This window comes from Psychrobacter sp. AOP7-C1-14 (assembly GCF_052376135.1).
Lineage (GTDB): Bacteria > Pseudomonadota > Gammaproteobacteria > Pseudomonadales > Moraxellaceae > Psychrobacter.
The window spans coordinates 28,657-51,514 of record NZ_JBQSVH010000011.1; the positions used below are offsets into that span (position 1 = coordinate 28,657).

At 43.1% G+C, this 22,858-nt stretch carries 18 protein-coding genes; 14 read left to right on the top strand and 4 right to left on the bottom strand.

The window, feature by feature from the left end; all coding sequences use genetic code 11:
- Window positions 1-83 precede the first annotated feature (83 nt).
- Complete coding sequence (gene sat / locus ACT3QN_RS08710; protein WP_444522584.1) at window positions 84-1,340, top strand: sulfate adenylyltransferase; 1,257 nt, start codon at window positions 84-86, stop codon at window positions 1,338-1,340.
- Window positions 1,341-1,476: 136 nt separating this feature from the next.
- On the opposite strand, the gene ACT3QN_RS08715 is transcribed toward sat, so the two are convergent.
- On the bottom strand, window positions 1,477-2,004 hold the full coding sequence (locus ACT3QN_RS08715; protein ID WP_444522583.1) for a hypothetical protein: 528 nt from the start codon (window positions 2,002-2,004) through the stop codon (window positions 1,477-1,479).
- Between the two features lie 529 nt (window positions 2,005-2,533).
- On the opposite strand from ACT3QN_RS08715, the gene ACT3QN_RS08720 reads away from it, so the two are divergent.
- From ACT3QN_RS08720 to ACT3QN_RS08740, 5 genes are all read left to right on the top strand, one after another.
- Entirely contained in the window at window positions 2,534-3,571 is a 1,038-nt protein-coding gene (locus ACT3QN_RS08720; protein ID WP_444520841.1) for a sulfate ABC transporter substrate-binding protein, read from the top strand.
- Between the two features lie 275 nt (window positions 3,572-3,846).
- On the top strand, window positions 3,847-4,938 hold the full coding sequence (locus ACT3QN_RS08725) for a sulfate ABC transporter substrate-binding protein (protein ID WP_444529173.1): 1,092 nt from the start codon (window positions 3,847-3,849) through the stop codon (window positions 4,936-4,938).
- Window positions 4,939-5,154: 216 nt separating this feature from the next.
- Window positions 5,155-6,039 (top strand): sulfate ABC transporter permease subunit CysT, encoded by an 885-nt coding sequence (gene cysT / locus ACT3QN_RS08730; protein ID WP_444522581.1) that lies wholly within the window; start codon window positions 5,155-5,157, stop codon window positions 6,037-6,039.
- Window position 6,040: 1 nt separating this feature from the next.
- The gene (gene cysW / locus ACT3QN_RS08735; RefSeq protein ID WP_444522580.1) at window positions 6,041-6,991 is read left to right on the top strand and encodes a sulfate ABC transporter permease subunit CysW; all 951 of its coding nucleotides are present in this window, start codon (window positions 6,041-6,043) and stop codon (window positions 6,989-6,991) included.
- A gap of 97 nt (window positions 6,992-7,088) precedes the next feature.
- On the top strand, window positions 7,089-7,811 hold the full coding sequence (locus tag ACT3QN_RS08740) for a sulfate/molybdate ABC transporter ATP-binding protein (protein WP_444522579.1): 723 nt from the start codon (window positions 7,089-7,091) through the stop codon (window positions 7,809-7,811).
- Between the two features lie 159 nt (window positions 7,812-7,970).
- On the opposite strand, the gene ACT3QN_RS08745 is transcribed toward ACT3QN_RS08740, so the two are convergent.
- Entirely contained in the window at window positions 7,971-8,300 is a 330-nt protein-coding gene (locus ACT3QN_RS08745; RefSeq protein WP_444522578.1) for an ArsR/SmtB family transcription factor, read from the bottom strand.
- Between the two features lie 388 nt (window positions 8,301-8,688).
- Between ACT3QN_RS08745 and ACT3QN_RS08750 the strand changes: the two genes are divergently transcribed.
- From ACT3QN_RS08750 to bfr (ACT3QN_RS08760), 3 genes are all read left to right on the top strand, one after another.
- Entirely contained in the window at window positions 8,689-8,880 is a 192-nt protein-coding gene (locus ACT3QN_RS08750) for a (2Fe-2S)-binding protein (protein WP_444520815.1), read from the top strand.
- Between the two features lie 382 nt (window positions 8,881-9,262).
- Window positions 9,263-9,751 carry a bacterioferritin gene (gene bfr, locus ACT3QN_RS08755; RefSeq protein WP_444522577.1) on the top strand — a complete coding sequence of 163 codons (489 nt, stop codon included), beginning with the start codon at window positions 9,263-9,265 and terminating at the stop codon, window positions 9,749-9,751.
- Window positions 9,752-9,819: 68 nt separating this feature from the next.
- Entirely contained in the window at window positions 9,820-10,299 is a 480-nt protein-coding gene (bfr, locus tag ACT3QN_RS08760; RefSeq protein WP_444522576.1) for a bacterioferritin, read from the top strand.
- Between the two features lie 154 nt (window positions 10,300-10,453).
- On the opposite strand, the gene ACT3QN_RS08765 is transcribed toward bfr (ACT3QN_RS08760), so the two are convergent.
- Complete coding sequence (locus tag ACT3QN_RS08765) at window positions 10,454-11,830, bottom strand: DHA2 family efflux MFS transporter permease subunit (RefSeq protein WP_444522575.1); 1,377 nt, start codon at window positions 11,828-11,830, stop codon at window positions 10,454-10,456.
- A 594-nt stretch (window positions 11,831-12,424) separates the two neighbouring features.
- Here ACT3QN_RS08765 and yghU point away from each other — a divergent pair.
- The 5 genes from yghU (at window position 12,425) to uvrA (ending at window position 21,326) form a co-directional block, all read left to right on the top strand.
- Window positions 12,425-13,246 carry a glutathione-dependent disulfide-bond oxidoreductase gene (yghU, locus tag ACT3QN_RS08770; protein WP_444522574.1) on the top strand — a complete coding sequence of 274 codons (822 nt, stop codon included), beginning with the start codon at window positions 12,425-12,427 and terminating at the stop codon, window positions 13,244-13,246.
- 434 nt (window positions 13,247-13,680) lie between these two features.
- A complete protein-coding gene (locus ACT3QN_RS08775) occupies window positions 13,681-14,763 on the top strand; it encodes a DUF1176 domain-containing protein (RefSeq protein ID WP_444522573.1) in 1,083 nt (360 codons plus the stop codon).
- A 594-nt stretch (window positions 14,764-15,357) separates the two neighbouring features.
- Window positions 15,358-17,019: a DEAD/DEAH box helicase gene (locus ACT3QN_RS08780; protein ID WP_444522572.1), complete on the top strand. Its 1,662-nt coding sequence runs from the start codon at window positions 15,358-15,360 to the stop codon at window positions 17,017-17,019.
- 179 nt (window positions 17,020-17,198) lie between these two features.
- A complete protein-coding gene (locus ACT3QN_RS08785) occupies window positions 17,199-18,443 on the top strand; it encodes a DUF819 family protein (protein WP_444522571.1) in 1,245 nt (414 codons plus the stop codon).
- A gap of 315 nt (window positions 18,444-18,758) precedes the next feature.
- On the top strand, window positions 18,759-21,326 hold the full coding sequence (gene uvrA, locus ACT3QN_RS08790; RefSeq protein WP_444522570.1) for an excinuclease ABC subunit UvrA: 2,568 nt from the start codon (window positions 18,759-18,761) through the stop codon (window positions 21,324-21,326).
- Window positions 21,327-21,436: 110 nt separating this feature from the next.
- Here uvrA and ACT3QN_RS08795 read toward each other — a convergent pair whose 3' ends face one another.
- Window positions 21,437-22,858 (bottom strand): reverse transcriptase family protein, encoded by a 1,422-nt coding sequence (locus tag ACT3QN_RS08795; protein ID WP_444522569.1) that lies wholly within the window; start codon window positions 22,856-22,858, stop codon window positions 21,437-21,439.

The window sequence follows — 22,858 nt, forward strand, 5'->3', positions numbered from 1 at the left end:
CTTCTTAGTTTTGTACGTTTAATCGCTCTTACATTTTTGCTCATTTCTCAATTATTCTTTTTATAAGAGGTTTTAATAACTATATGTCTCAGACCCAGATTCAGAATCCAGGCCAATCAAAACTTGTTCCTCCACATGGTAGTGCAGAGCTTAAGCCACTACTATTAAATGGTGAAGCACGCGATCAAGCATTAGAGCTTGCCAGCACCTTGCCAACCATCACCTTAAGCTCACGTGAGCGCGGTGATTTAATCATGTTCGGTATTGGCGGTTTTACTCCGCTAAATGGTTTTATGAATCAAGCGGACTGGCAGGGCGTGGTTGACAATATGCGTCTGCAGAGCGGCGAAAACGCAGGGTTGTTTTGGCCAATTCCTATTACGTTGTCTGCACCAAAAGCGACTGCGGATAGTTTAAATCAAGGCGATAAAGTCGCATTGGTCGCTCAAGATGGCGAAGTCATGGGTATCTTGACGGTAGAAGAGACTTACATCATCGATAAAGAACACGAGTGTCAGAAAGTATTTACGACCACGGATTCAGAGCATCCAGGCGTACAGCAAGTACTGAATCAAGAAGCAGTCAATATTGCCGGTAGTGTTGAAGTATTAAGTGAAGGTGAGTTCCCAACGTTATATCCAGAAATCTACAAAACGCCAGCAGAAACGCGCGAAATCTTAGATGCTAAAGGCTGGAAAACAGTGGCTGCATTCCAAACGCGTAATCCAATGCACCGTTCACACGAATATCTGGCTAAGATTGCAATTGAGATTTGCGACGGTGTGTTGATTCATTCATTATTAGGCGCGCTAAAGCCAGGCGATATTCCAGCAGAAGTCCGTCAAGAAGCCATCAAGACCTTGATCGATAATTACTTTAGACAAGATACTGTTATCCAAGCGGGTTATCCGTTAGACATGCGCTATGCCGGTCCACGTGAGGCGCTACTGCATGCGCTATTCCGTCAAAACTACGGCTGTAGCCATCTGATTGTCGGTCGTGACCATGCTGGTGTTGGTGATTACTATGGTGCGTTCGATGCACAAACGATTTTTGAGCACGTTGGTAAAGATGACCTTATCACCCAACCGCTTAAAATTGGCTGGACTTTCTGGTGTAATGCTTGTAATGCGATGGCCTCTGACAAGACTTGCCCGCATGATGCCTCTGAGCACGTTAAAGTGTCAGGTACTAAGCTGCGTAAAGCGCTATCAGAAGATGAAAACGTACCAGATAACTTTAGCCGTCCAGAAGTGCTACAGATTTTACGTGATTACTATGCTGGCATCGCAAAAGAAGAGCGTGCTGAGGTTAAGTTAACGGGTGCATCTGCAGTATAGAGACAGATTACTGGTATAAATAACCTCGCACTAAGCCAACTGTAAAAAAGGTGTCAGACTTATCGTCTGGCACCTTTTTTGTTTTTATTACTATTTTAAAATAAAAATACGCTCTAACACATGCGAGCGCTGACTATTAAACCTCTAAGTCTTTTGCCAATTTTTTATATTCACCAGCAAGCGAGCCACCACCTAAGCAAAAATAGTTCAATGCATACTTGTCTGGGCTGTCGATGATGAGGGTGTCGTCTTTAAATTGAAAAAAGGCGATGCTGTCATTTACCTTTGTCTGAAAAATTGTACCGTGAGCGGTATCTTGGCCTACTAATGTCGCTTTACCATCGAAATGACAAGTAGGTTTTTTAATATCACTGCGTGAACGAACCTTTATGTCAATTTGGCGATCACTCTCTGCTCGTACCATCACGCCCACCCAATCATAGCCTTGCGCACGCTTGTCGTAGCCTGCAGTAGCATAATCTGCTGAAACTTTGTCTATTGAAACCGTATCTACTAAAACATTGTCACTCAAGACATTACTTTGATTAGCTGGCAAGTCAGATGCTGTAGTGGAAACTGATTCGACCATGCTGTGATGAGCGCTATTCACAGTGGGCAATACGCTATTACAGCCTGTTAAAGCAGCTAGGGTAGAGGTCATCATTATTAGCCCTATAACAGGACGAAATTGACGGTATGAAAGAGTCATATATGGGCCTTTGGTCAAGTAGGAGGGTAAGGTTTGCATAGTAGCGAGATGATACTTTTATCATTTTACTACTATGCAAACCTTATGACGTACAAATAATGGTACAGCCTACCCAAATCATAGTCTACTTAATAAACCTACCAGCAGTTATTCAACCCGTTTTATTCTTGATGGTGCAAAACGATGGCTAGTATCACTTATGCCAACATGACTATTCGATAAGCGAATTCGTCACTAAGCGTTTGTAATTTATGCTGCTAGCATGATTTTCATCATCCCGACAACTGGAATCAAAAAAGTTGACGCGAAACTTACTAAGTGTAGAAGATTATCGGCCTTGTGATACTAGTCAAGGTTTCGAAAAAACGCTTATATTATTTTTATCGAGAGCATCATGCAGAAAAAATTCCAACAAGTAAGCATTGCTAGCATCCAGTTAACAAACCCTAAGCAGTTGACAGCGCGTGTACTTGCCACAAGCAGTATGCTCGCAGCAGCGATCATACTGACAGGCTGTAGCCCAACAGAAGCAACACAAGATAACATAGCAAATAGTATCAGTGGCGAGAGCCAAGATATCAAACTACTTAACGTCTCTTATGATGTGTCCCGCGATTTTTATCGAGACTATAACGAACTGTTTGGCACCGAGTATCTCAAAACTCATCCAAACAGCGAGGTAAAGGTTAACCAATCGCATGGTGGCTCAAGTAAGCAAGCATTGTCTGTGGCCAATGGTTTGCAGGCTGACGTGGTTACTTTCAATCAAGAAACTGACATGAATTTATTGGTTGAAAAAGGCTTAGTAGGCACTGATTGGCAACAAGCGTTACCCAATGGGGCTATACCTTATACCAGTACCATGGTGCTACTGGTTCGTACGGGTAATCCAAAAAATATCAAAGATTGGTCAGACTTGGCACGCAATGATGTCGAGGTCGTCATCCCTAATCCCAAGACCAGTGGTACAGCACGTTATGCCTTCTTAGGCGCCTATGGCTACGGGCTACATCAGTTTAAAGAAAATAGTAGTGAAAACCCGACTAAAACCAATGGCCTTATTAAGAAACTGCTAGCAAACGTGGTCACTTATGACAATGGGGCACGTGCTGCAACGACCAGCTTCACTCAGCGAGGTCTAGGTGATGTATTGATTACCACTGAAAATGAAGCGCATTTGACGGCCAAACAGTTTGCAAAAGGTAAAGTTGATATTGTCTACCCAAGCTACTCTATTACGATTGCAAACCCAGTAGCAGTTGTCACGGCAGTGACTGAAAAATCTGGCAAGACGAAAGCAGCAAATGCTTATCTGAAGGGCTTGTGGGACAAACCTGCACAAGAACTCTTAGCAGAAATGTACATGCGTCCAAATGACGAGCAAGTCTTAGCTGCTCACAAAGACACCTTACCTGACATCGAGACGTTTGATCCTGTGACGGTCTTTGGCTCATGGAACCAAATCATGGATGAATTTTTTGTCGATGGTGGCCGCTTTGATCAGCTGGCGAGCACTAAATAGCTATTAGTTTCTAGTATATAGAACTATCTATCTTGGCGACATTCAGTGAAGCGCGAACAAGATAGGTAGATAGGTAGAGCGCATACCAATATTAAAACCATTAGTAAGTAAACAGCCAGTTATACATATAAAATATTTAACAACTTATTGATATGTCTCGCTTTGTTTTTTGGTTATTCCCTTTTGGCAATAACATACGCATATTCATCATTAAACATAATAAGATGGCGCTGTTAGCATACTTGAATTACATAACAGACATCTTTGAGGTATTTATGACAGACGTAGCTCGTTATCAACAAAAAAGTAAAACCCTTAGTGCTTTAAGTATTGCTGGTGTTGCTTTAACACTTGGTTTGGCCGGCTGTAGCAATAGTGAGACCACTGATACCGCAGCTGACGGCTCAGCGACGACAGAAGGGCAAGATATCGAGCTACTCAATGTCTCATACGATGTGGCACGTGATTTCTATAAAGACTACAACCCATTGTTTGTTGAGCACTATAAAGCGGAAAATCCAGACAGCAATATCCTAATCAAACAGTCACATGGCGGCTCAAGTAAGCAAGCATTGTCTGTTGCTAACGGTCTGCAAGCGGATGTTGCCACCATGAACCAAGGCTCTGATATTGAACTACTTGAGAAAAAAGGTTTGGTTGAATCAGATTGGGAGAGCAAATTCCCAGACAACGCGGTGCCATTCACTAGTACGATCGTATTTTTGGTACGTAAAGACAATCCAAAAAATATCAAAGACTGGGAAGACTTGACCAAAGACGGTATTGAGACTGTGATGGCCAATCCAAAAGTGACGGGTAACGGGCGTTATGCGTTCTTAGGAGCTTACGGCTATGGTCTACATGCTTTTAATCAAGATGAAACAAAAGCTAAAGGCTACGTAAAAGACATGCTAAGCAATGTCAAAGTCTATGAAAACGGCGGGCGTGCCGCAACGACAACTTTCGTACAGCGCGGTATCGGTGATGTCTTAGTCACTTTTGAAAACGAAGCCAACCTTGCCGCGACTGATTTTGGTGCTGGTCAAGTAGACATCGTTTATCCAAAATATTCGATCAAGTCAGAAAGTCCTGTTGCTGTTGTGAAGACGGTAACAGACAAAAAAGGCACCACAGACGCTGCCAAAGCATATCTTGATTACTTATGGAGTGAGCCTGCTCAGCAGCTAGCAGCTGACCTATACTTGCGTCCTAGTGTCCAAAGCGTACTTGAGAAAAATGGTGACAAATTACCACCTGTTGAGACTTTTCGTCCGAACGATGCCTTTGGCACATGGGATGAAATTATGAGCACTTACTTCAGTGATGGCGGTGTGTTTGACCAGTTAGCAATCAATACGCCTCAGTAATCGCTTGCTGAGTTGTTAGAACAGCTACTGCGCTAATGAAACGGATTAATAATGTTTGGCGCAGTCAGTCATGAAGCACCCATAAAGGACATGGTCGTACGCACTATGTCCTTTATATCATAAGCCGACCAATAATAATTTTGATAACAATGGTAATAATGGTCTTACAGTGAGCACCCTCGCTAAGTACCATCAGTTAGGCAATAGGACACCACTATGAGTGCAACATCTTCTCCTGCCAGTAAACCCAGCAACAAAAAAGGTTGGCTGACCCGTTTGCGTCAGCGCAATGTGCTACCTGGGTTCGGTCTGAGCATGGGTATCACTGTTTTTAGCTTGTCATTACTGGTAGTCCTACCGTTTGCCATGATGGCCTATACCACGACACAGATGGGATGGACTGGGTTTTGGGAAACCATTACTCAGCCACAAGTCACTGCTGCTATCAAACTGAGCTTATGGATGTCGTTTTTGGCGATGCTGACTAATATGGTATTTGGTACGCTGGTTGCATGGGTGCTTGTCCGTTACGAATTTTGGGGTAAATCATTAATTAATGCCTTAGTCGATTTGCCATTTGCATTGCCAACGGCAGTCACAGGTATCTCACTTGCGACTCTATATGCGCCTAATGGCTTGATTGGTCAATGGTTTGCTAAGTTCGATATCCAAGTCGCCTTTACGCCGATAGGTATTTGGCTAGCATTGGTTGTCGTCAGCTTTCCTTTTATTGTCCGCGCAGTGCAACCAGTACTCGCTGAGCTATCAGTTGAATTTGAGGAAGCGGCTGCGGTACTGGGTGCCAATCGTTTGACGACTTTTCGTAAAGTGATTTTGCCAGAGTTGTTGCCTGCTTTATTAATGGGGGCGGGTATGATGTTTGCCCGTGCCACTGGTGAGTATGGCTCGGTTATCTTTATCGCAGGTAATATCCCGATGCAGTCTGAGATTTTGCCGCTAATCATTATCAGTAAGCTTGAGCAATTTGATATCCAAGGTGCTTCTGCAGTCGCATTATTTATGCTGCTCATATCGTTTGTCATCTTGTTGACCATTAATGTCATGCAGTGGAAACTGTCGCGCCGTGTAGGAGCTCGCTAATATGCAAATATCTAATAGCTACGACTACCAAAAAAATGCAGCGACTAAAGATACCCCGTGGATACGCCGCACCTTTATTGTTATTGCTGTACTGTTTATGGTCTTGATGCTGGTAGTGCCATTGCTTGCCGTATTTTATGAAGCCTTTAAAAACGGCTGGCAGTTATATCTTGCCTCATTGGTCGATCCTGAAGCACTACAAGCAATTAAGCTTACGTTGATTACCGCAGCCATTGTTTTGCCGATTAATATGGTAATGGGTATTGCGATTGCATGGTTAGTCACGCGCTATCAGTTTAAAGGTAAGCAGCTAGTCACCACTTTGCTTGATTTACCATTTTCGGTATCACCAGTTGTTGCCGGTTTGATGTTTGTGCTGCTGTTTGGACTGAACTCTACGATCGGCGGCTGGCTTGAGAGTATAGGCTTCCAAGTAATTTATGCGGTACCTGGCATCATTTTAGCGACGTTGTTTGTGACCTTTCCGTTTGTTGCACGTGAGTTGATTCCTTTGATGCAAACTCAAGGCGACTCTGAGGAGCAAGCAGCGTTAACTTTAGGTGCGACTGGTTGGCAGACCTTTTGGCATGTGACACTGCCTAATATTAAATGGGCGCTGCTATATGGTTTGATTTTGACCAATGCGCGTGCGATGGGTGAGTTTGGCGCTGTCAGTGTGGTATCTGGTCACATTCGCGGCGAGACCAATACTATGCCGTTACTGGTTGAGATTGCCTATAACGATTATAACTTTACCGCCGCGTTTGCCTTATCGAGCATATTAGCGGCGCTCGCCTTAGTAACGCTACTCATTCAGCAAGTCATGACCAAGATGCAAGAGCGTAAATTTGCCAAGTCTGATCGGCTCGCTAGCGCACCTGAACTGCCAGTGAGTGCTAATGCAACGGCAGACACTGACTCGACAAGCGCTGAAAGTACTGGCAAGGTATAACTGCCATTATCTGAATAAATGATGTTAATACTATTGATGCAATTGCTACCAAGCTACTTGCCACGATACTACAAAAGATATAATAAGAGATACGATTATGAGTATTGAAATTCGCAACGTTAACAAAAAATTCGGTAGTTTTACGGCTTTAGACAATATCAATATCACTGTGCCAACCGGTAAACTGACAACGTTACTAGGTCCATCAGGCTGCGGTAAGACTACTTTGCTACGTATTATCGCGGGTTTGGAATATGCCGACTCTGGGCAGGTATTGTTTGATGAGTTAGATGTCACCAATACACCTGTACAAAAGCGCCATATTGGTTTTATGTTTCAGCACTATGCCTTATTCCGTCATAAAAATATCGCAGACAATGTGGCGTTTGGTCTGACCCTGTTGCCAAAAAACGAGCGACCTAGTAAAGCTGATATTAACAAACGCGTGGCAGAGCTATTAGATCTGGTACAGCTACCGCAAGTTGCCAATGCTTATCCACATCAATTATCAGGTGGTCAACGTCAAAGGATTGCACTGGCAAGAGCGCTTGCAGTCAAACCAAAACTATTGCTGCTAGATGAACCATTTGGGGCACTGGATGCTAAAGTACGTAAAGAGCTACGCACATGGCTAAAGAACATTCATCACGAGCTTGGTATCACCAGCATCATGGTGACACACGATCAAGAAGAAGCACGTGCAGTATCAGATGAGATTGTTGTGATGAATCAGGGCCGAGTAGAGCAGGTAGGAACGTCAGAGGAATTGATACACAATCCTGCCAATACCTTTATCAGCGATTTCTTAGACCTTGTATAAGCACTTGACCTAAATCAATTTGTGTCTAAATATCAATGTTTAAGCCAAAAAAAAAGACCTACGCGAGTAGGTCTTTTTTTGTTTAGTGCTTTGCCGCAGATTTATTTTTTCAAGCATTTTTAATGAAATGCAGTCAAATATCTAAACGGACAACAGTATCTACGCAAGGTCTGATACGTCTCTATTGGTCGCCTTAGAAGAGATTTGCTCGTAGGTGATGTCTAAAATATCTTGACACCAATCTGGTAAATCATCAGCAACTTCATACCACATCCAGGTACCGTCACGCACACAGCTTAAAATACCCAGTTTTTTCAAATGGTTTAGGTGTCGTGATATCGTTGGTTGTGGTTGATCAAGCGTATCTACCAAATCACCCACGCAACGTGCTTCTTTTTTAAAAAGAATTTGAAATATTTTTAGGCGTGTCGGATCAGATAGGACTTTAAATAAATCGATAGGTCGTATCATAAGATTATTATCAGACATAGGAGCATTCCAATGGGCTTCGTTAATAGGGGTTTAATATAACAGCAGTTATCTACAAAATCGATTAAAAAATAAGCAAATTTACAGTTCATCGTCAATTTACTACCTTTTATAATATTCGGTTACATGCACGCTTATATCTACTTACACAAATAAAATGATTGTTATAAAAAGATACTGCTACGACTAATAAATATGTCGAATGTTATTGAAAATGATAATAATTATCGTTATTATACTGCAAGGAACAAACGTGATTCAAATTAATAATTTTCAATGGCTAGAAAATAGTAAATTATTCGTTTATTAATGGCACTTACTAGAAAGGTTTTTTATATAAGTGTCGTATGTCGTTATTATCGAATAGTAGTATGCCGAGGAGCAGTCCATGTACGTATGTATCTGTAACAACGTAAAAGAAAAACAAATCAAAGCCGCTATCGCTACAGGTGTTGATACACTCGATGGTCTAAAAGATACCCTTGACGTAGCAACTTGTTGTGGCTGTTGTGAACCGATGGTCAACGACTACTTAGACGAACACCATGCAAAACTCGATAATCTAGCGTATGCTGTTTAAACACCGTTAATCACACGTTCTCACTATCTAGTACAACAAAACCTAACACGACAAATTATATTCAGTATTTTGCATCCAACCTTATTTACTCTATATAAAGGGTAGGATGCAAGCGTTCGTGTAACCTCACTCCTGCACCAACATAATCTATGTTGAATAGTCTCCTGCCAGTTGTAGCTAATTATGATTCTCAATTAGCATCTTATTCTTAGTTCATAACGTTACACCCTATATTGCGTCTGTATGCTACTATATTTACCTAAGATTATAAGCCGTTTTATTGATTTTAATTTTTACTGATCAGTTTGCCAATTATGCTATCCATATATAATAAATTTTGGATGTATTTTGATCTGTAGAAATAAATAGGGGAGTACGCGTTATGATAGGTAGCCAGAAAGTCATTGATTATTTGAATTTTTTACTAGGTGGTGAGCTTGCCGCTCGTGACCAATATTTTATCCATTCGGAAATGTATGCTGAGTGGCACTACGGCAAGTTATACGACCGTATCCATCATGAGATGGAAGACGAAACGCTACACGCACAGAATATTATTCGTCGTATTTTGATGCTAAGTGGCACGCCAAAAATGTCTGTCGATGCTATCCATATCGGTACTACCGTCCCTGAGATGTTGCAGTTTGACTTGGATTTAGAGTACCAAGTACAAAAGCATCTAAAAGAAGGTATCGCGCTATGCGAAGCAGAACATGACTATGTCACGCGTGAGATGCTGGTTGAACAATTGAAAGATACAGAAGAAGATCATGCGCATTGGCTTGAGCAACAACTTCGTCTCATCGACATGATCGGTCTACCGAACTACCTACAAAGCCAAGTGGCTGAAGTTGCTCCTAATCTTGTTTGATATCATCCAACGTATGAATAACATTCACAGTATTTAGCATAAATAATAAAGATTAAAGGAGAAAGGTAATGACAGGGGATAAAGAAGTCATTCGCGCGTTAAACAAAGTACTTGGGCAGTCATTGATTGCCATTAACCAATATTTTTTGCATGCACGTATTGCACGTCATTGGGGTCTAGAAGCGCTTAATGATTCATTATATAAGCAATCTATTGCTGAGATGAAATGGTCAGACGATTTAATCGCTCGTATCTTGCTGCTAGGCGGTTTGCCAAACTTGCAAGAGCTAGGTAAGGTACTGGTCGGCGAAGATGTACCAGAAATCATCGAGTGTAATCTACGTCTTGAGAGACAAAAGTTCGATATCATTACTGATGCTATCACATTGTGTGAGACTAAGTCTGACTATGTCTCTCGCCAGCTATTAGTCACGCTAAAAGATGGCAATGAAGAGTATGACGATTGGTTAGAGACGCAGCAAGATTTGATCGAAAGTATTGGTGTAGAGCGTTATATCCAATCGCAAATGAGTGATGATGACGCATAGTCGTATTCACCATTAGTGTGAGTCATGACAAAAAAGCCAGTATATGATTGACAACTCAATCGCATACTGGCTTTTTTTCTGTCTATACAAAGTAGAGACGTGTCGTATGTAAAATCTCACTTAATAGAAAACTTGTCTCGATTAAAAGTACGCTCTAGTACAAACCGCGACCATCCTCAGGTTTTAAACGTAGGAAATAAAGCCCTGAGAGAATGGTTAAAATACCCAATATCCAATAAGTGGTTTGGAACGCTAATAACGTATCCATTTGCAGGCGCTCACGTAATAGATTCAACACAGCAGCACCAAAGGCAATACCAAAGCTAATCGCTAACTGCTGATTAACCGCCATCAAACTATTGCCGCTACTAGTCTGTGTACCCTGTAAATCGCCAATCGTAATCGTATTCATCGCACTGAACTGCATAGAGTTGCACGCACCCATAATGGTCAAGATAGGTATAAACCATAGCCACTGTGAGGCATCATTAAACTGTGCTAGTACGATGATAAGCGAGCCCATAAACAAAGTATTGTAGACCAAAACCTTACGATAGCTGAAACGCTGAATAATCTTACTGACCCAAGGTTTAATCCCTATAGCACCAACCGCAATCGGGGCAAGCAACCAACCTGCCTGCGAAGGCGAGTATTCAAATACCACTTGTAGTAGTAACGGCAGTAAAAATGGCACTGCACTGATACCAAGCCGCGTGAATAAATTGCCGGTAATACCAATTCGAAAAGTGCGAATGTCAAACAAACTAAGTGGAAACAGTGGAGCTGCTCGTCGTTTGGCATGCCAGACATACGCGCCGATCAATAGACTTGCGCCTAACCCGAGCAACAAACCATAAATTCCGCGACCCGTCTGTGAACCAAACTCGACAGCCAGTGTGAATCCGCAAGCAGCTGCGGCAAACAATGCAAACCCTGTCCAATCAAGGCGCTTGGTATCTTCAAATAGTGCTGGTACCAGCTTTTTGCCCATGATAAAACCTGCCACACCCATTGGAATATTAATCAAGAATATCCAATGCCAGCTAGCATACTGCACGATATAGCCACCCAATACTGGACCGACTAGTGGCGCAACCAACGCAGGTATCACGGCAAAATTCATCACAGTGAGCAGCTTATTGCGCGGATAAGACTTGACCAATATCAAACGAGCGACAGGCGTCATCATGGCACCGCCAATACCCTGTACCACACGTGAGGCAACCAAAAAATCTAATGTTTGCGACGCAGCGCACAGTAATGAGCCAACACAAAAAATAATAACCGCGGACAAAAATACGCGGCGCGTGCCATATTTATCTGCTAAAAAACCACTGATAGGGATAAAAATCGCCAGAGTTAATGCATAGCTGATGACGGCCCACTGCATTTTTAGTGGTGACTCACCTAGTGCTTGTGCCATTTGTGGCAATGAGGTGTTCAAAATAGTAGCGTCTAAAATTTGCATAAATAGCGCTACCGCTAGTACGTAAGGTAGGTATTTATCTTGAGTCGGGGTGAGCGTTACCATGTGAGTCCCATTGAACGTCTCGTTATGAAGTAAGAAAATAGCGGATTTGCGAGCAGATCACTATGCAAACTGAGTAGTATAAGAAAGCCTGACCTATAATAAAAGTGACTCAAAGTAATTAGGGCGTGTTGAACATTCAAATATTAGGGCTGCTGATCGCTAAAATTTCACCAAACTAGGCGCAAGCCGACGATAATGTCGAGACCTTAACTAGGCTTGTAACGACGTTTGGGGTGATTTTAGCATCAGCCTTTCAGGGCAGTACTCTTTTTTGCCAATATATGGCGAAATTGTTTCACCTAGAATGACTAGGCATCAAAAATTTCACTGCATATTGTCTAAAAAATAGTCACTGCCAGCACCACATTTGAATGTTCAACACGCCCTAATCTAAGACAGCAATGCAAAGAGTAGCTAATAAAAATGCCAAGAGATGAAATTAGACAAAAAAGCTGTTGAGTACTGATAGCACATCTTCTTTTACTTTAGCAGTAGAAACACAACATTGATTACAAGAGAGAGCTTTAATATCATCATGAGTTCTCGTTATAGTAAACATTCGCGACAGTCATAAATATAAATCGAGGAGAGACTATGAGTCAGGATAATAATAAATACGTACCACCCAAAGTTTGGACGCAAGACAAAGATAGCGGCGGCAAGTTTGCCAGTATTAATAGTCCAACGTCTGGTGCTCGCTATGATAAAGAGCTGCCTGTTGGTGATGCTCCGTTACAGCTGTACTCATTAAATACGCCAAATGGCGTCAAGGTAAATATACTACTAGAAGAGCTGGCCGAGCTTGGTGTTGAGAGGGCTGCATATGATGCCTACAAAATCGATATTTCTGAAGGAGAGCAGTTTGGTTCAGGGTTTGTAGAGATAAACCCCAATTCAAAGATTCCAGCTTTGGTCGATCATTCTGATGATACAGCTGGGGAGCCAATAGCACTCTTTGAGTCGGGCGCAATCTTGATGTATTTAGCAGAAAAATTTGATAAATTTCTTCCATCGACTACTGGCAAAGCGAGAGCAGATTGCTTGTCTTGGATTATGTGGCAAATGGGTAGCGCACCTTTCTTAGGTGGTGGCTTTGGACACTTTTATGCCTATGCGCCTGAACCTCTAGAGTATCCCATTAACCGCTATACCATGGAAACAAAGCGTCAGCTCGATGTATTAGATACGCACCTAAAAGATTACGAGTATCTGTGCGGCAACGATGAGTCTGATTACAACATTGCAGATATGATTGTCTGGTCTTGGTATGGCCAGCTGGCATTAGGAAAGCTCTATGATGCAGCAGAATTCTTACAAGTAGAAGACTATAAACACTTACAGCGTTGGGCCAAGAAAATTGCTGAACGTCCTGCAGTTAAACGGGCGGTAGAGCTAGAGCTAAAACCAATCGACTAATCCAAATACTCAATATGATTTGATATAACAATAAAGCATAAATAGAGTAGTAAGGCTGATAAATTATCATTTATCAGCCTTTATATTTGTATTTGTAAAAACGAATATAATTACTTTTTGGTCTTCCTATAAGATTTACATAATGCTACATTAGAATAACAGATAGAAACACTAGTGCGTTAAGATAGCCGAGCACCATTACAATAGACAGGTGTTTGTACTTTTTCTACTGAAAGGTGATGATTATGAAAGACCATAATTATATAAACGATACGTCGCTATTAAGGGGCGCTGTTTTAACTATTGCTAGCAGGTCAAATACCTATTCAAATATATATGATAATAGTGCCCAATTTAATGAAAATCTAAAAAACATCCCTATAGAGTATTATTCAGAAAATATACCTAAAAAAATAAAAGAAAAACCCACCTTTATGATGAAAAATGAAATATTACTACCTGTATTTGTAGCGCTTAGCACAGCTTTATTTAGTACTACTAGTATAGCGAGTACATCAACTGAATTTACTAGTCAAGACTGGCAAGTCGCCTGTGATAATACGCGTACGTGCCGGTTAGCAGGTTATCAAGCAGAGAACAACAGCGAGTTTCCGGTTTCTATATTGCTCGTACGCCGCGCAGGTGCGAATGCTGGTGTGGATGGTAAAGTAAAGCTTGGCGGGGCTAAGGATAGCTCGTCTAAAGCCTTAATGCAGCTCGGCAACCGTCATCGTATCTCATTGTTTATTAATGACAAAGACTATGGTGAGACTAAGCCATACTCAGCCGCCGCAGGTAATGCTGAGCTTACTCAAACACAGGTAAATGCATTGTTAGAAGCTTTGACCAAGTCTAGCAAGATTACGCTAACCTTACGTAATTCACGTTGGCAGGTCTCTGACAAAGGTGCTAGTGCTGCGATGCTAAAAGCAGACGAGTTTCAAGGCCGTGTTGGTACCTCAAGTGCTTTTATTAAAAATGACGCTGCTGTTAAGTCAAGTGGCGGTATACTACCTCCCAAAGCCGCGCCAGTACTACGGTTTGTTTTGCCGAGTGCCAAAGCTGACGATAGCAATGACAAAAAGTTTGTGATGCAGTCTTCTCAATTGGCATCGTTGGTAAAAGGTACGATGAAAGATGCAGACAATGTTTGTCCCAACTTATCAGATAAATCACCTTGGCGTATCAGTCGTCTAAATGGCTCGCAACTATTGGCGCAACATGGGTGCTGGACAAGCGCTTATAACTCTGGCGCAGGAGCTTGGGTGATCAATGACAGTAAACCTTATAAGCCGGTGTTAGTGACGACCAGTGCTACTAGCTACGATAAAGGCAAGCTTACCTCTGTACAAAAAGGTCGCGGTATTGGTGATTGCATGAGCAAAACGGATTGGCTTTGGACGGGCCGTGCATTTGAAAAAAGTCATGAAAGCACCACAGGGCTTTGCCGTTTAATCGAGGTGGGCGGGGCATGGCAACTGCCTACCTATGTCACTGAAGTCAAAATGGTGCGCTAATGTGTGACCAGCGAGCCTCTTGTTCGTTGAATATCAGTTGAAAGAAATATAGTCAAAGTAGGCTGGGTTTTTATATGAGTAACGCACTATCTCACCCATAACCAAAGAAATGGCTAGATATAATTTTTTATTGTGCTATACTACGTCGCCACGTTAGCTTAGGCTTTCGTGAATTATGAGATTGATAACATCGCCTGCGATTTTGGGTCTAGGATGACCATAAGTAATTGTTGCCGATGATTTTGTGTACTTAAATAACCTTTCAAAAAATCAGTTATTTTTGACTCATATCTTATCTACTAGCCCAAAAAATGGGTTTAGATTGGTTGCTGTTTGCCTTTATCTGCTTTGGACAAAGCATTGATAATGCGCGTATATCAAGCAAGGATAAGACACTCGGCACTACCACCAAAATACGTCAGACAGCACGAACGCATTTATTGTAAAGACGCTAAGCTCTATTGGCTTGGTTTCTAATTATCGACAATTTTATATTGTTCGGTAATGCTAATAAGAGCAGCGTGGTGAACGGTTATCAGTGGTATGCATCAAGTTTGCTGAATTTACAGCAGCTTATACTTACCAAGGATTCCTATGACTGACATCTTATCTACTATCGCCGCTGAAAACGGCATCATCGAAAACACCGATACTCCAAACACTGATACTCAAGCGGCTGCTACTGACGCCACTGAAGAAAACAAAACCACTTTTACTGATCTTGGTATTGCTAAGCCAATTCTTACTGCGCTTGATCGTAGTGGTTATACCAATCCAACACCTATCCAAGAACAAGCCATTCCTTTCGCTTTAGCCGGACGTGACCTGTTGTTGTCAGCGCAAACGGGTAGTGGTAAAACAGCGGCATTTGTTATCCCTGTACTTGACCGTTTGAGCCGTGCAACTAGCTTTGACAAACTAACCAAAGCACTTATCCTAACGCCAACACGTGAGCTTGCTCAGCAAGTGCATGACAGCGTGCGCACTTACTCTAAAGACATGCGTGGTCTATTCTGTGTACCACTAGTTGGCGGCGCACCGTACAACGGTCAGATCACTGCTTTGAGAAAGGGTGTTCAAGTAATCGTTGCGACTCCTGGTCGTCTACTTGACCATATCAATGCGGGCCGCGTTGATTTATCAAACCTAGAAGTACTAGTACTTGATGAAGCTGACCGTATGCTAGATATGGGTTTTGCTGATGATATCAGTGATATTCTCCGTGCAGCACCAGTCGATCGTCAAACAATCATGTGTTCAGCGACTTGGGATGGCCCAGTAGGTAAAATCGCTGCCAGTTTCACTAAGAATCCTGAGCGCGTATCTATTAAAGTAGAATCTGCACACATCGAAGAAAAAGTGTACTACTGTGATGATTTTGATCATAAAAACCGTTTACTTGACAAAATCGTTTGCCAAAAAGAAATGGATCAAATCATTATTTTTGCTGCAACTAAGCGCAGTACTGAGAAGCTAGCAAAACAGCTACAAGAAGCGGGCCATAAAGCAAGCTTCCTACATGGGGACTTGCCACAAAGCAAGCGTAACCGTATCGTTCAAGACTTACGTAATGGCAAATGTAAAATCCTAGTAGCGACTGACGTTGCTGCACGTGGTCTAGATGTACCAGCTATTTCACACGTTATCAACTATGACCTACCACGTCAGACTGAAGACTACGTCCACCGTATCGGTCGTTGTGGCCGTGCTGGTCGTACTGGTGTTGCTATCAGCTTATGTAGCATGGACGATCGTCCACAGCTAGCAGCCATCAACCGCTATCTAGATCGTAAGATGGAAGTATGTGTCATCGAAGGTATGGAGCCTAAGAAGACTTATGTACCTAGTGAAAACAAAGGTAAAGGCCGTGGCCGTGGTCGTGGACGCTCTAACGGCGGTGGTCAAGGCCGTGGTCGTTCAAGCGGTGGTTATGCAGGTCGTTCTAATGGCGGCGGTCAAGGCCGTGGTCGTTCAAGCGACAGCGCACCAACTGGTCAACGTGCTAGCAACGATAGCGGTTATCAAGGTAAGTCACGCGATTCATCTGGCAAACCAAATGAGCGTTCAGGTGGCAAGCCGTATCAAGGAAAGCGTACTGGTGGCCCAAGCCGTGGTGATAGCAATGGCGTTCCACGTGGTGAGCGTGCTGCAAGTGGTCGCGGTCGTCCAAGTGGCAGCCAAGGCCGTCCAGCAGGTCGTTCTGACAGCCGTGGTCAAGGTCGTTCAAACGGTGGCAACCGTGGTAATAACTCGTAATATGGTTAGATTGGACGATTAAAATCATTGATTCATTAATCGTCTAAAAATATCAAAAAGCCAGATACTTAGGTGTCTGGCTTTTTTGTGTCTGGTAATTCTGTATTTATCATTGCGCGACTTTTTTGCCTTGTCTATACTGATTTACTTTTGCCAGTTGTAACGCTTGGAGCACCTTGATGCCTGCCACCTCAAATTTAGCAATTGATAGTTTGCCATTAGCTTTTGGCATCATCATGGCCATTATTGGTCTTGTTTTTTATACCCAAGGCTTACCTGGTAAGTTTTGGCGACGGTTTTACGCAGTTCTACCAGGTATTGTGCTTTGCTGTTTTATACCAGCTACGTTAAATAGTTTGGGTGTGTTTGCTGATGGTGTTGGTTCGCAGATTTATGGCTTCACCGCTACTTATTTGCTGCCAGCAAGTTTACTATTAATGACCTTATCCATGGATGTACCTAAAATATTGGGCTTAGGTTGGAAAGCAATCGCTATGTTCTTTGCTGCCAGTGTCGCTATTATTATTAGTGGTCCGATCAGCTTAGGAGTCGCTAAATGGGTATCACCTGCGATGTTTACCGATGATACCTTATGGCGTGGGTTTTCAGCAGTGGCGGGCAGCTGGATCGGTGGCGCAGCTAACCAAGCAGCGATGAAGGAGTTGTTTGGGGTCAGCGATGATCTATTTGGTATGATGATTTTAGTTGATGCGACCAATGCTTCGCTATGGCTATTGGCCATACTGGTGATGGCAAAACACAGTGACAAGATAGATCGGTTTTTGCGAGCGGATACCAGTAGTATCGACAAGGTCATTAAAGCAGTCGAAAGCTATGATCGCGATCATGCCCGCCCAGCAACCATCAACGATTTGATGGTGATGTTTGGCTTATGCTTTGCCATGGTCGGCGTAGCGCACTTTGTCGGAGGGCAGATTGCAGAGTTTTTTGCCCCATATAAATGGGCGGTACAATATAGCTTTGCCAGTTCATTCTTTTGGATGGTGGTGATTATTACCTTAATAGGCGTTGTCTTCTCTTTTACCAAGATTCGTAGGCTAGATCATGTGGGCGCATCAAAAATCGGTACAGTATTTATCTTTGTATTGATTGCGGCGATCGGTATGCAAATCAATTTGGCTGGTATCATCTCACAGTGGCGTTTGTTGCTCATTGGCCTGTTATGGATGAGCATTCACGTCGTTATCATATTTGCTGTTGCTAGGATGATTCGTGCGCCGTTCTTCTTTTTGGCAGTTGGCTCGAATGCCAACACAGGTGGTGCGTCGTCAGCGCCCATTGTCGCTACGGCCTTTCACCCATCACTAGCGCCAGTCGGTGTGTTCTTAGGTATTTTGGGTTATGCGGTAGGGACATTTGGCGGCTATATCAGTACGCAATTGATGCGGTTGGTCGTGTCATGATATCTACGTTATCAGTATCTTAAATTACATCGTTATCCTCACTTGAAGTATTAAATATACGTCTACACTCGGTTGCCTGGTACTACTTTTAAATTGAATCGACTATAGTGTTTTTTACTAAACAAAGCCCGCGTTGATGCGGGTTTTTCATGATGAATTATTAGGCGGTTTGAGTTATCGTTTTGTCTATCTGTGCTATCAATACGTAATCCTAGCCATAGCACCATATAAGTACGTGTTAATCTTTCTGCTAATTGAAAAAAGATAACTCAACTCGTTAGGAACAAAGAAAGATTTGATAGGAACAATAACGCTATGGCGAACTCAAAAAAATTAGAAGAAACAACCAATAAAACAAACAAAGTAAGAAATGCCCTTTACAACCCTGACCAAGATAATATTCAGGTTAGAGGTGCACGCGTACACAACTTAAAGAATGTTGATGTTGATTTACCTCGTAATGCATTAGTGGTCTTTACTGGTATATCTGGCTCAGGAAAGTCATCATTAGCTTTTGGCACGTTGTTTGCCGAGTCACAACGGCGTTATCTTGATTCGGTATCCCCTTATGCAAGGAGATTAATCGATCAGGTTGACGAGCCAGATGTTGATAGTATAGAGGGGTTGCCACCAGCAGTCGCCTTACAGCAGAAGCGGGGTACGCCTTCAGTGCGATCATCTGTAGGTAGTGTGACAACGATATCGAACGGCCTACGTATGCTGTACTCACGAGCAGGAGAGTATCCAGAAAACCAAGAAATTCTGTACGCGGATGCGTTCTCTCCAAACACGCCTGATGGTGCTTGTCCTACTTGTTCAGGTATCGGCCGTGTGTTTGAAGTCACTGAAGAATTGTTGGTTCCAGATAATACCAAAACCATTCGTGAGCGTGCGATTGCAGCATGGCCACCAGCGTGGCAGGGTCAGAACCTCAGCCGTATATTGACCACACTGGGTTATGATATCGATAAACCATGGCACACGCTGCCCAAAAAGACACGCGACTGGATTTTGTTTACGGATGAGACGCCTACCGTACCTGTCTACCCTGAATACAATATTGAACAAACGCGCGATGCGATTGAGAAAGGTGAAAAGCCAAACTACATGGGCACTTTTACCAGTGCCAAAAACTTCATTCTGCACTCTTTTGCCACGACTCAAAGCCCGCGTACTAAAAAGCGCGTCTCGCAGTTTATGCAAATATCTGAGTGTCCAGAATGTCATGGCAAAAAGCTAAAAAAAGAATCGCTATCAGTTAAGTTTGCAGGATTGGATATTGGTGAGCTGTCACAGTTGACATTGACTGAAATGGCGAAAAAGTTAGAAGTCACTGCTCGCACTAAGATAGCCGATGAGACACCGAATCGCGAAAAAGCTATCGTCGCACAGCGTATTGCCAGTGATATTCTCTCGCGTGTTGAAGCATTAAACAGGTTAGGACTCGGCTACTTATCGCTTGAGCGTACCACACCGACACTCTCTCCTGGTGAGCTACAGCGACTGCGGCTAGCCACTCAGATTCGCTCGCAACTCTTTGGCGTAGTTTATGTCCTTGACGAGCCATCGGCTGGTTTGCATCCTGCTGACACCCAAGCCTTGCTAAGTGCATTAGACGAGCTGATTGCTGCTGGTAATTCAGTGTTTGTCGTTGAGCATGATGTTAGTGTTATCAGACATGCCGATTGGATAGTCGATGTTGGGCCAAAGGCGGGCATACATGGCGGCGAGATCGTTTATAGCGGGCCTGTAGAAGATATTGGTGAAGTTGAGCAGTCGCACACGGGGCAATACCTCTCTGCCAATACTATGTCTAACGCTCAATCCAAATCTAGTACAAGGCAGCCTACCGCATGGCTAAAGCTTGCGAATATTGAGCGTAACAATATTACAAGGTTAGACGTTGCGTTTCCGCTTGGAGTAATGACAAGTGTCACAGGAGTATCAGGATCAGGTAAATCAAGTCTGGTTAGCCAAGCGTTGGTAGAGCTTATTAACGAAGCATTGGGGCAAAAAACAGTGACAGAAGCGCCTGTCGGTGAAGCGGATTTGCTTGAACAAGAGCTTGAGTCAGTAACTGGCGGTGAAATCGTCGCTGGTATGAAGTATATCCGCCGACTTATTAATATTAATCAAAAAGCCATTGGACGTACACCGCGATCTAACTTGGCCACCTATACTGGCTTATTTGATGATGTGCGTAAGCTATTTGCAGCGACCAATCAGGCAAAAGCACACGGCTATGATGCTGGTAGGTTTTCATTTAACACCAAAACAGGTCGATGCCCAAATTGCGAAGGCTTAGGGTTTGTCAGTGTTGAGCTACTATTTCTGCCAAGTGTTTATGCGCCTTGTCAGGTATGTCGCGGTCAACGCTATGACGAGGAAACGCTAGCAGTCACTTATCGAGATAAAAACATCGCTGAAGTATTAAACCTAACAGTTGAAGCGGCTCATGAGTTTTTTGTCGATGAAGCACCTGTTTTGCGTGCATTAGAGGCGTTGCTACAAGTTGGACTTGGCTACTTACGTCTGGGTCAGCCTGCCACTGAATTATCAGGCGGCGAAGCACAGCGTATCAAGCTTGCCACTGAGCTACAACGCACGCAGCGAGGCGACACACTATACATATTGGATGAGCCAACCACAGGTCTACATCCCGCTGATGTGTCTATGCTAATGGCACAGTTAAATGGTCTCGTCGATGCAGGTAACACTGTCATCATGGTTGAACACGACATGCAAGTGGCGAGCAATAGTGATTGGATTATTGATATCGGGCCAGAGGCAGGGGATGCGGGCGGTATGATTGTCGCTCAAGGTACACCATATGACGTTGCTCAATCAAAAGACAGTCGTACTGCACAGTTTCTACTGGTGTAATGAAAATGACATGTTGGGTTAAATAGCTCTGCGTTAGTATGCTTTACTTAAATGAGTATTAGAAATAGAGTTCTTTCTAATACTCATTTTTTATAACTAGAAATAAATATCTATGCAGGTGTCGCTTGCTGCTCTTGCAACCGCTCAATTCTAGCCAGATAGCTATGTCCCAGTTCTGGCTCTGCTGAGGCAATCCAAGCGGCATATCCTGATAACGTATCCAAAGTTTCATCCGCGCGCAATTTGCCACCTGACTCTAGATTATGAAGCGCTGCACGTAACATGCGTTTGATTTGTCGTGAGACTCTTGGGACACCATCGCCATTTACCACCATGCCAGTAACGTTGTGCTGATTACCTTTACGAATCACACGCGTTTTATCATTGTTTAATGCAAAACCTTCTTCGCGTAATATCTTATGCACTGAGCCAAGCAATTGCCCAATCAGCTTATTGTGCTGCGTATCGGCTTGTTTCTTTGTGGTGCTAGTTTTAGCTTTTGATTTAGTTTTGGTGTCTTCAACAGCGGGCATGCTAAAGGTCAAATCGTCGGCATAGCGACTATAACGCAGGCCTATTTTGTCAGCCAGCCCTGTTAAACGACGATCCAAATTTAAGCAGACGATGTTCGTTAACGCAGGACTAGTAGGCGCGCCTTGTGGCAAGGCTCTGTCTCCTAGCGCTACGTAATAAGTTTTGCCATCTTGCTGTACCACTTGACGGGGTGATTCGGTACAGAGTAATGACAATAAGGTAGAAATTTGCTCTGGATAGCCGGCATGACGAAACACACCTTTGACACGGCGCCAGCTGACACTAGGGAAAAAATCTTTAACATCCAACTTGATAAGTAACTCGCTGTTGCTATGTACTGCTGCGTTGGTTACGATAGATTTGCCACGTACAAAGCCATGAGCGGCACCATGCGTCGTTAAGTTATTCAAAATATTGTGCAAAATCCAGCGTTGTACAAACTTTAAACGCGGTATCGGCGACCATATCTGACGCGCTGTCCCATTGCGTTTGGCAATCGTAAAATGCGAATAAGACAGATTGGTGGCGACCTCTCTTTGATAGCAAAGTCCCTTTAGTTGCGGAATAGTAAGGTTCACAGCCTCTGCGAGTTCATTGTGTTTATTTAACAGTGGTAATTTGTTTTCGATAAGACGATTGGCGGCGTCTTTGACATCCCACTTATCAGTACTGGTATCATCTGACCAATACACATGACGACCAAGATAAACCATGTGATGCGCTTTATATGCTTGCCAAGCAGCCTTTTTGAGACTTTTTTCTTCAGCGGCTTCCTTTTTTAAGGCCTTTTTATAGCGCTCACGTTCTTTTGGACTCATGTTATCGACAGGTTTGCGATCAACCATAAAGCCTTGACTGACCAGTTGCTGTTGCACATATTGGTAGCGTCCACCTGCCTGCTCAATGTCTTGCCATAGCTGTTGCCACTGACGCTCAAAAGGAGTGGGTGTTGGCTCAGGACTGATGTAATCATTATTGTTTGCTGTTTGAATGGTCAT

What these genes read in the sequence shown, in the direction of transcription:
- sat (WP_444522584.1), top strand. Translation starts at nt 84, where the DNA reads ATGTCTCAGACCCAGATTCAGAATCCAGGCCAATCAAAACTTGTTCCT.
- ACT3QN_RS08715 (WP_444522583.1), bottom strand. Translation starts at nt 2,004, where the DNA reads ATGATGACCTCTACCCTAGCTGCTTTAACAGGCTGTAATAGCGTATTG.
- ACT3QN_RS08720 (WP_444520841.1), top strand. Translation starts at nt 2,534, where the DNA reads ATGCTCGCAGCAGCGATCATACTGACAGGCTGTAGCCCAACAGAAGCA.
- ACT3QN_RS08725 (WP_444529173.1), top strand. Translation starts at nt 3,847, where the DNA reads ATGACAGACGTAGCTCGTTATCAACAAAAAAGTAAAACCCTTAGTGCT.
- cysT (WP_444522581.1), top strand. Translation starts at nt 5,155, where the DNA reads ATGAGTGCAACATCTTCTCCTGCCAGTAAACCCAGCAACAAAAAAGGT.
- cysW (WP_444522580.1), top strand. Translation starts at nt 6,041, where the DNA reads ATGCAAATATCTAATAGCTACGACTACCAAAAAAATGCAGCGACTAAA.
- ACT3QN_RS08740 (WP_444522579.1), top strand. Translation starts at nt 7,089, where the DNA reads ATGAGTATTGAAATTCGCAACGTTAACAAAAAATTCGGTAGTTTTACG.
- ACT3QN_RS08745 (WP_444522578.1), bottom strand. Translation starts at nt 8,300, where the DNA reads ATGTCTGATAATAATCTTATGATACGACCTATCGATTTATTTAAAGTC.
- ACT3QN_RS08750 (WP_444520815.1), top strand. Translation starts at nt 8,689, where the DNA reads ATGTACGTATGTATCTGTAACAACGTAAAAGAAAAACAAATCAAAGCC.
- bfr (WP_444522577.1), top strand. Translation starts at nt 9,263, where the DNA reads ATGATAGGTAGCCAGAAAGTCATTGATTATTTGAATTTTTTACTAGGT.
- bfr (WP_444522576.1), top strand. Translation starts at nt 9,820, where the DNA reads ATGACAGGGGATAAAGAAGTCATTCGCGCGTTAAACAAAGTACTTGGG.
- ACT3QN_RS08765 (WP_444522575.1), bottom strand. Translation starts at nt 11,830, where the DNA reads ATGGTAACGCTCACCCCGACTCAAGATAAATACCTACCTTACGTACTA.
- yghU (WP_444522574.1), top strand. Translation starts at nt 12,425, where the DNA reads ATGAGTCAGGATAATAATAAATACGTACCACCCAAAGTTTGGACGCAA.
- ACT3QN_RS08775 (WP_444522573.1), top strand. Translation starts at nt 13,681, where the DNA reads ATGATGAAAAATGAAATATTACTACCTGTATTTGTAGCGCTTAGCACA.
- ACT3QN_RS08780 (WP_444522572.1), top strand. Translation starts at nt 15,358, where the DNA reads ATGACTGACATCTTATCTACTATCGCCGCTGAAAACGGCATCATCGAA.
- ACT3QN_RS08785 (WP_444522571.1), top strand. Translation starts at nt 17,199, where the DNA reads ATGCCTGCCACCTCAAATTTAGCAATTGATAGTTTGCCATTAGCTTTT.
- uvrA (WP_444522570.1), top strand. Translation starts at nt 18,759, where the DNA reads ATGGCGAACTCAAAAAAATTAGAAGAAACAACCAATAAAACAAACAAA.
- ACT3QN_RS08795 (WP_444522569.1), bottom strand. Translation starts at nt 22,858, where the DNA reads ATGACCATTCAAACAGCAAACAATAATGATTACATCAGTCCTGAGCCA.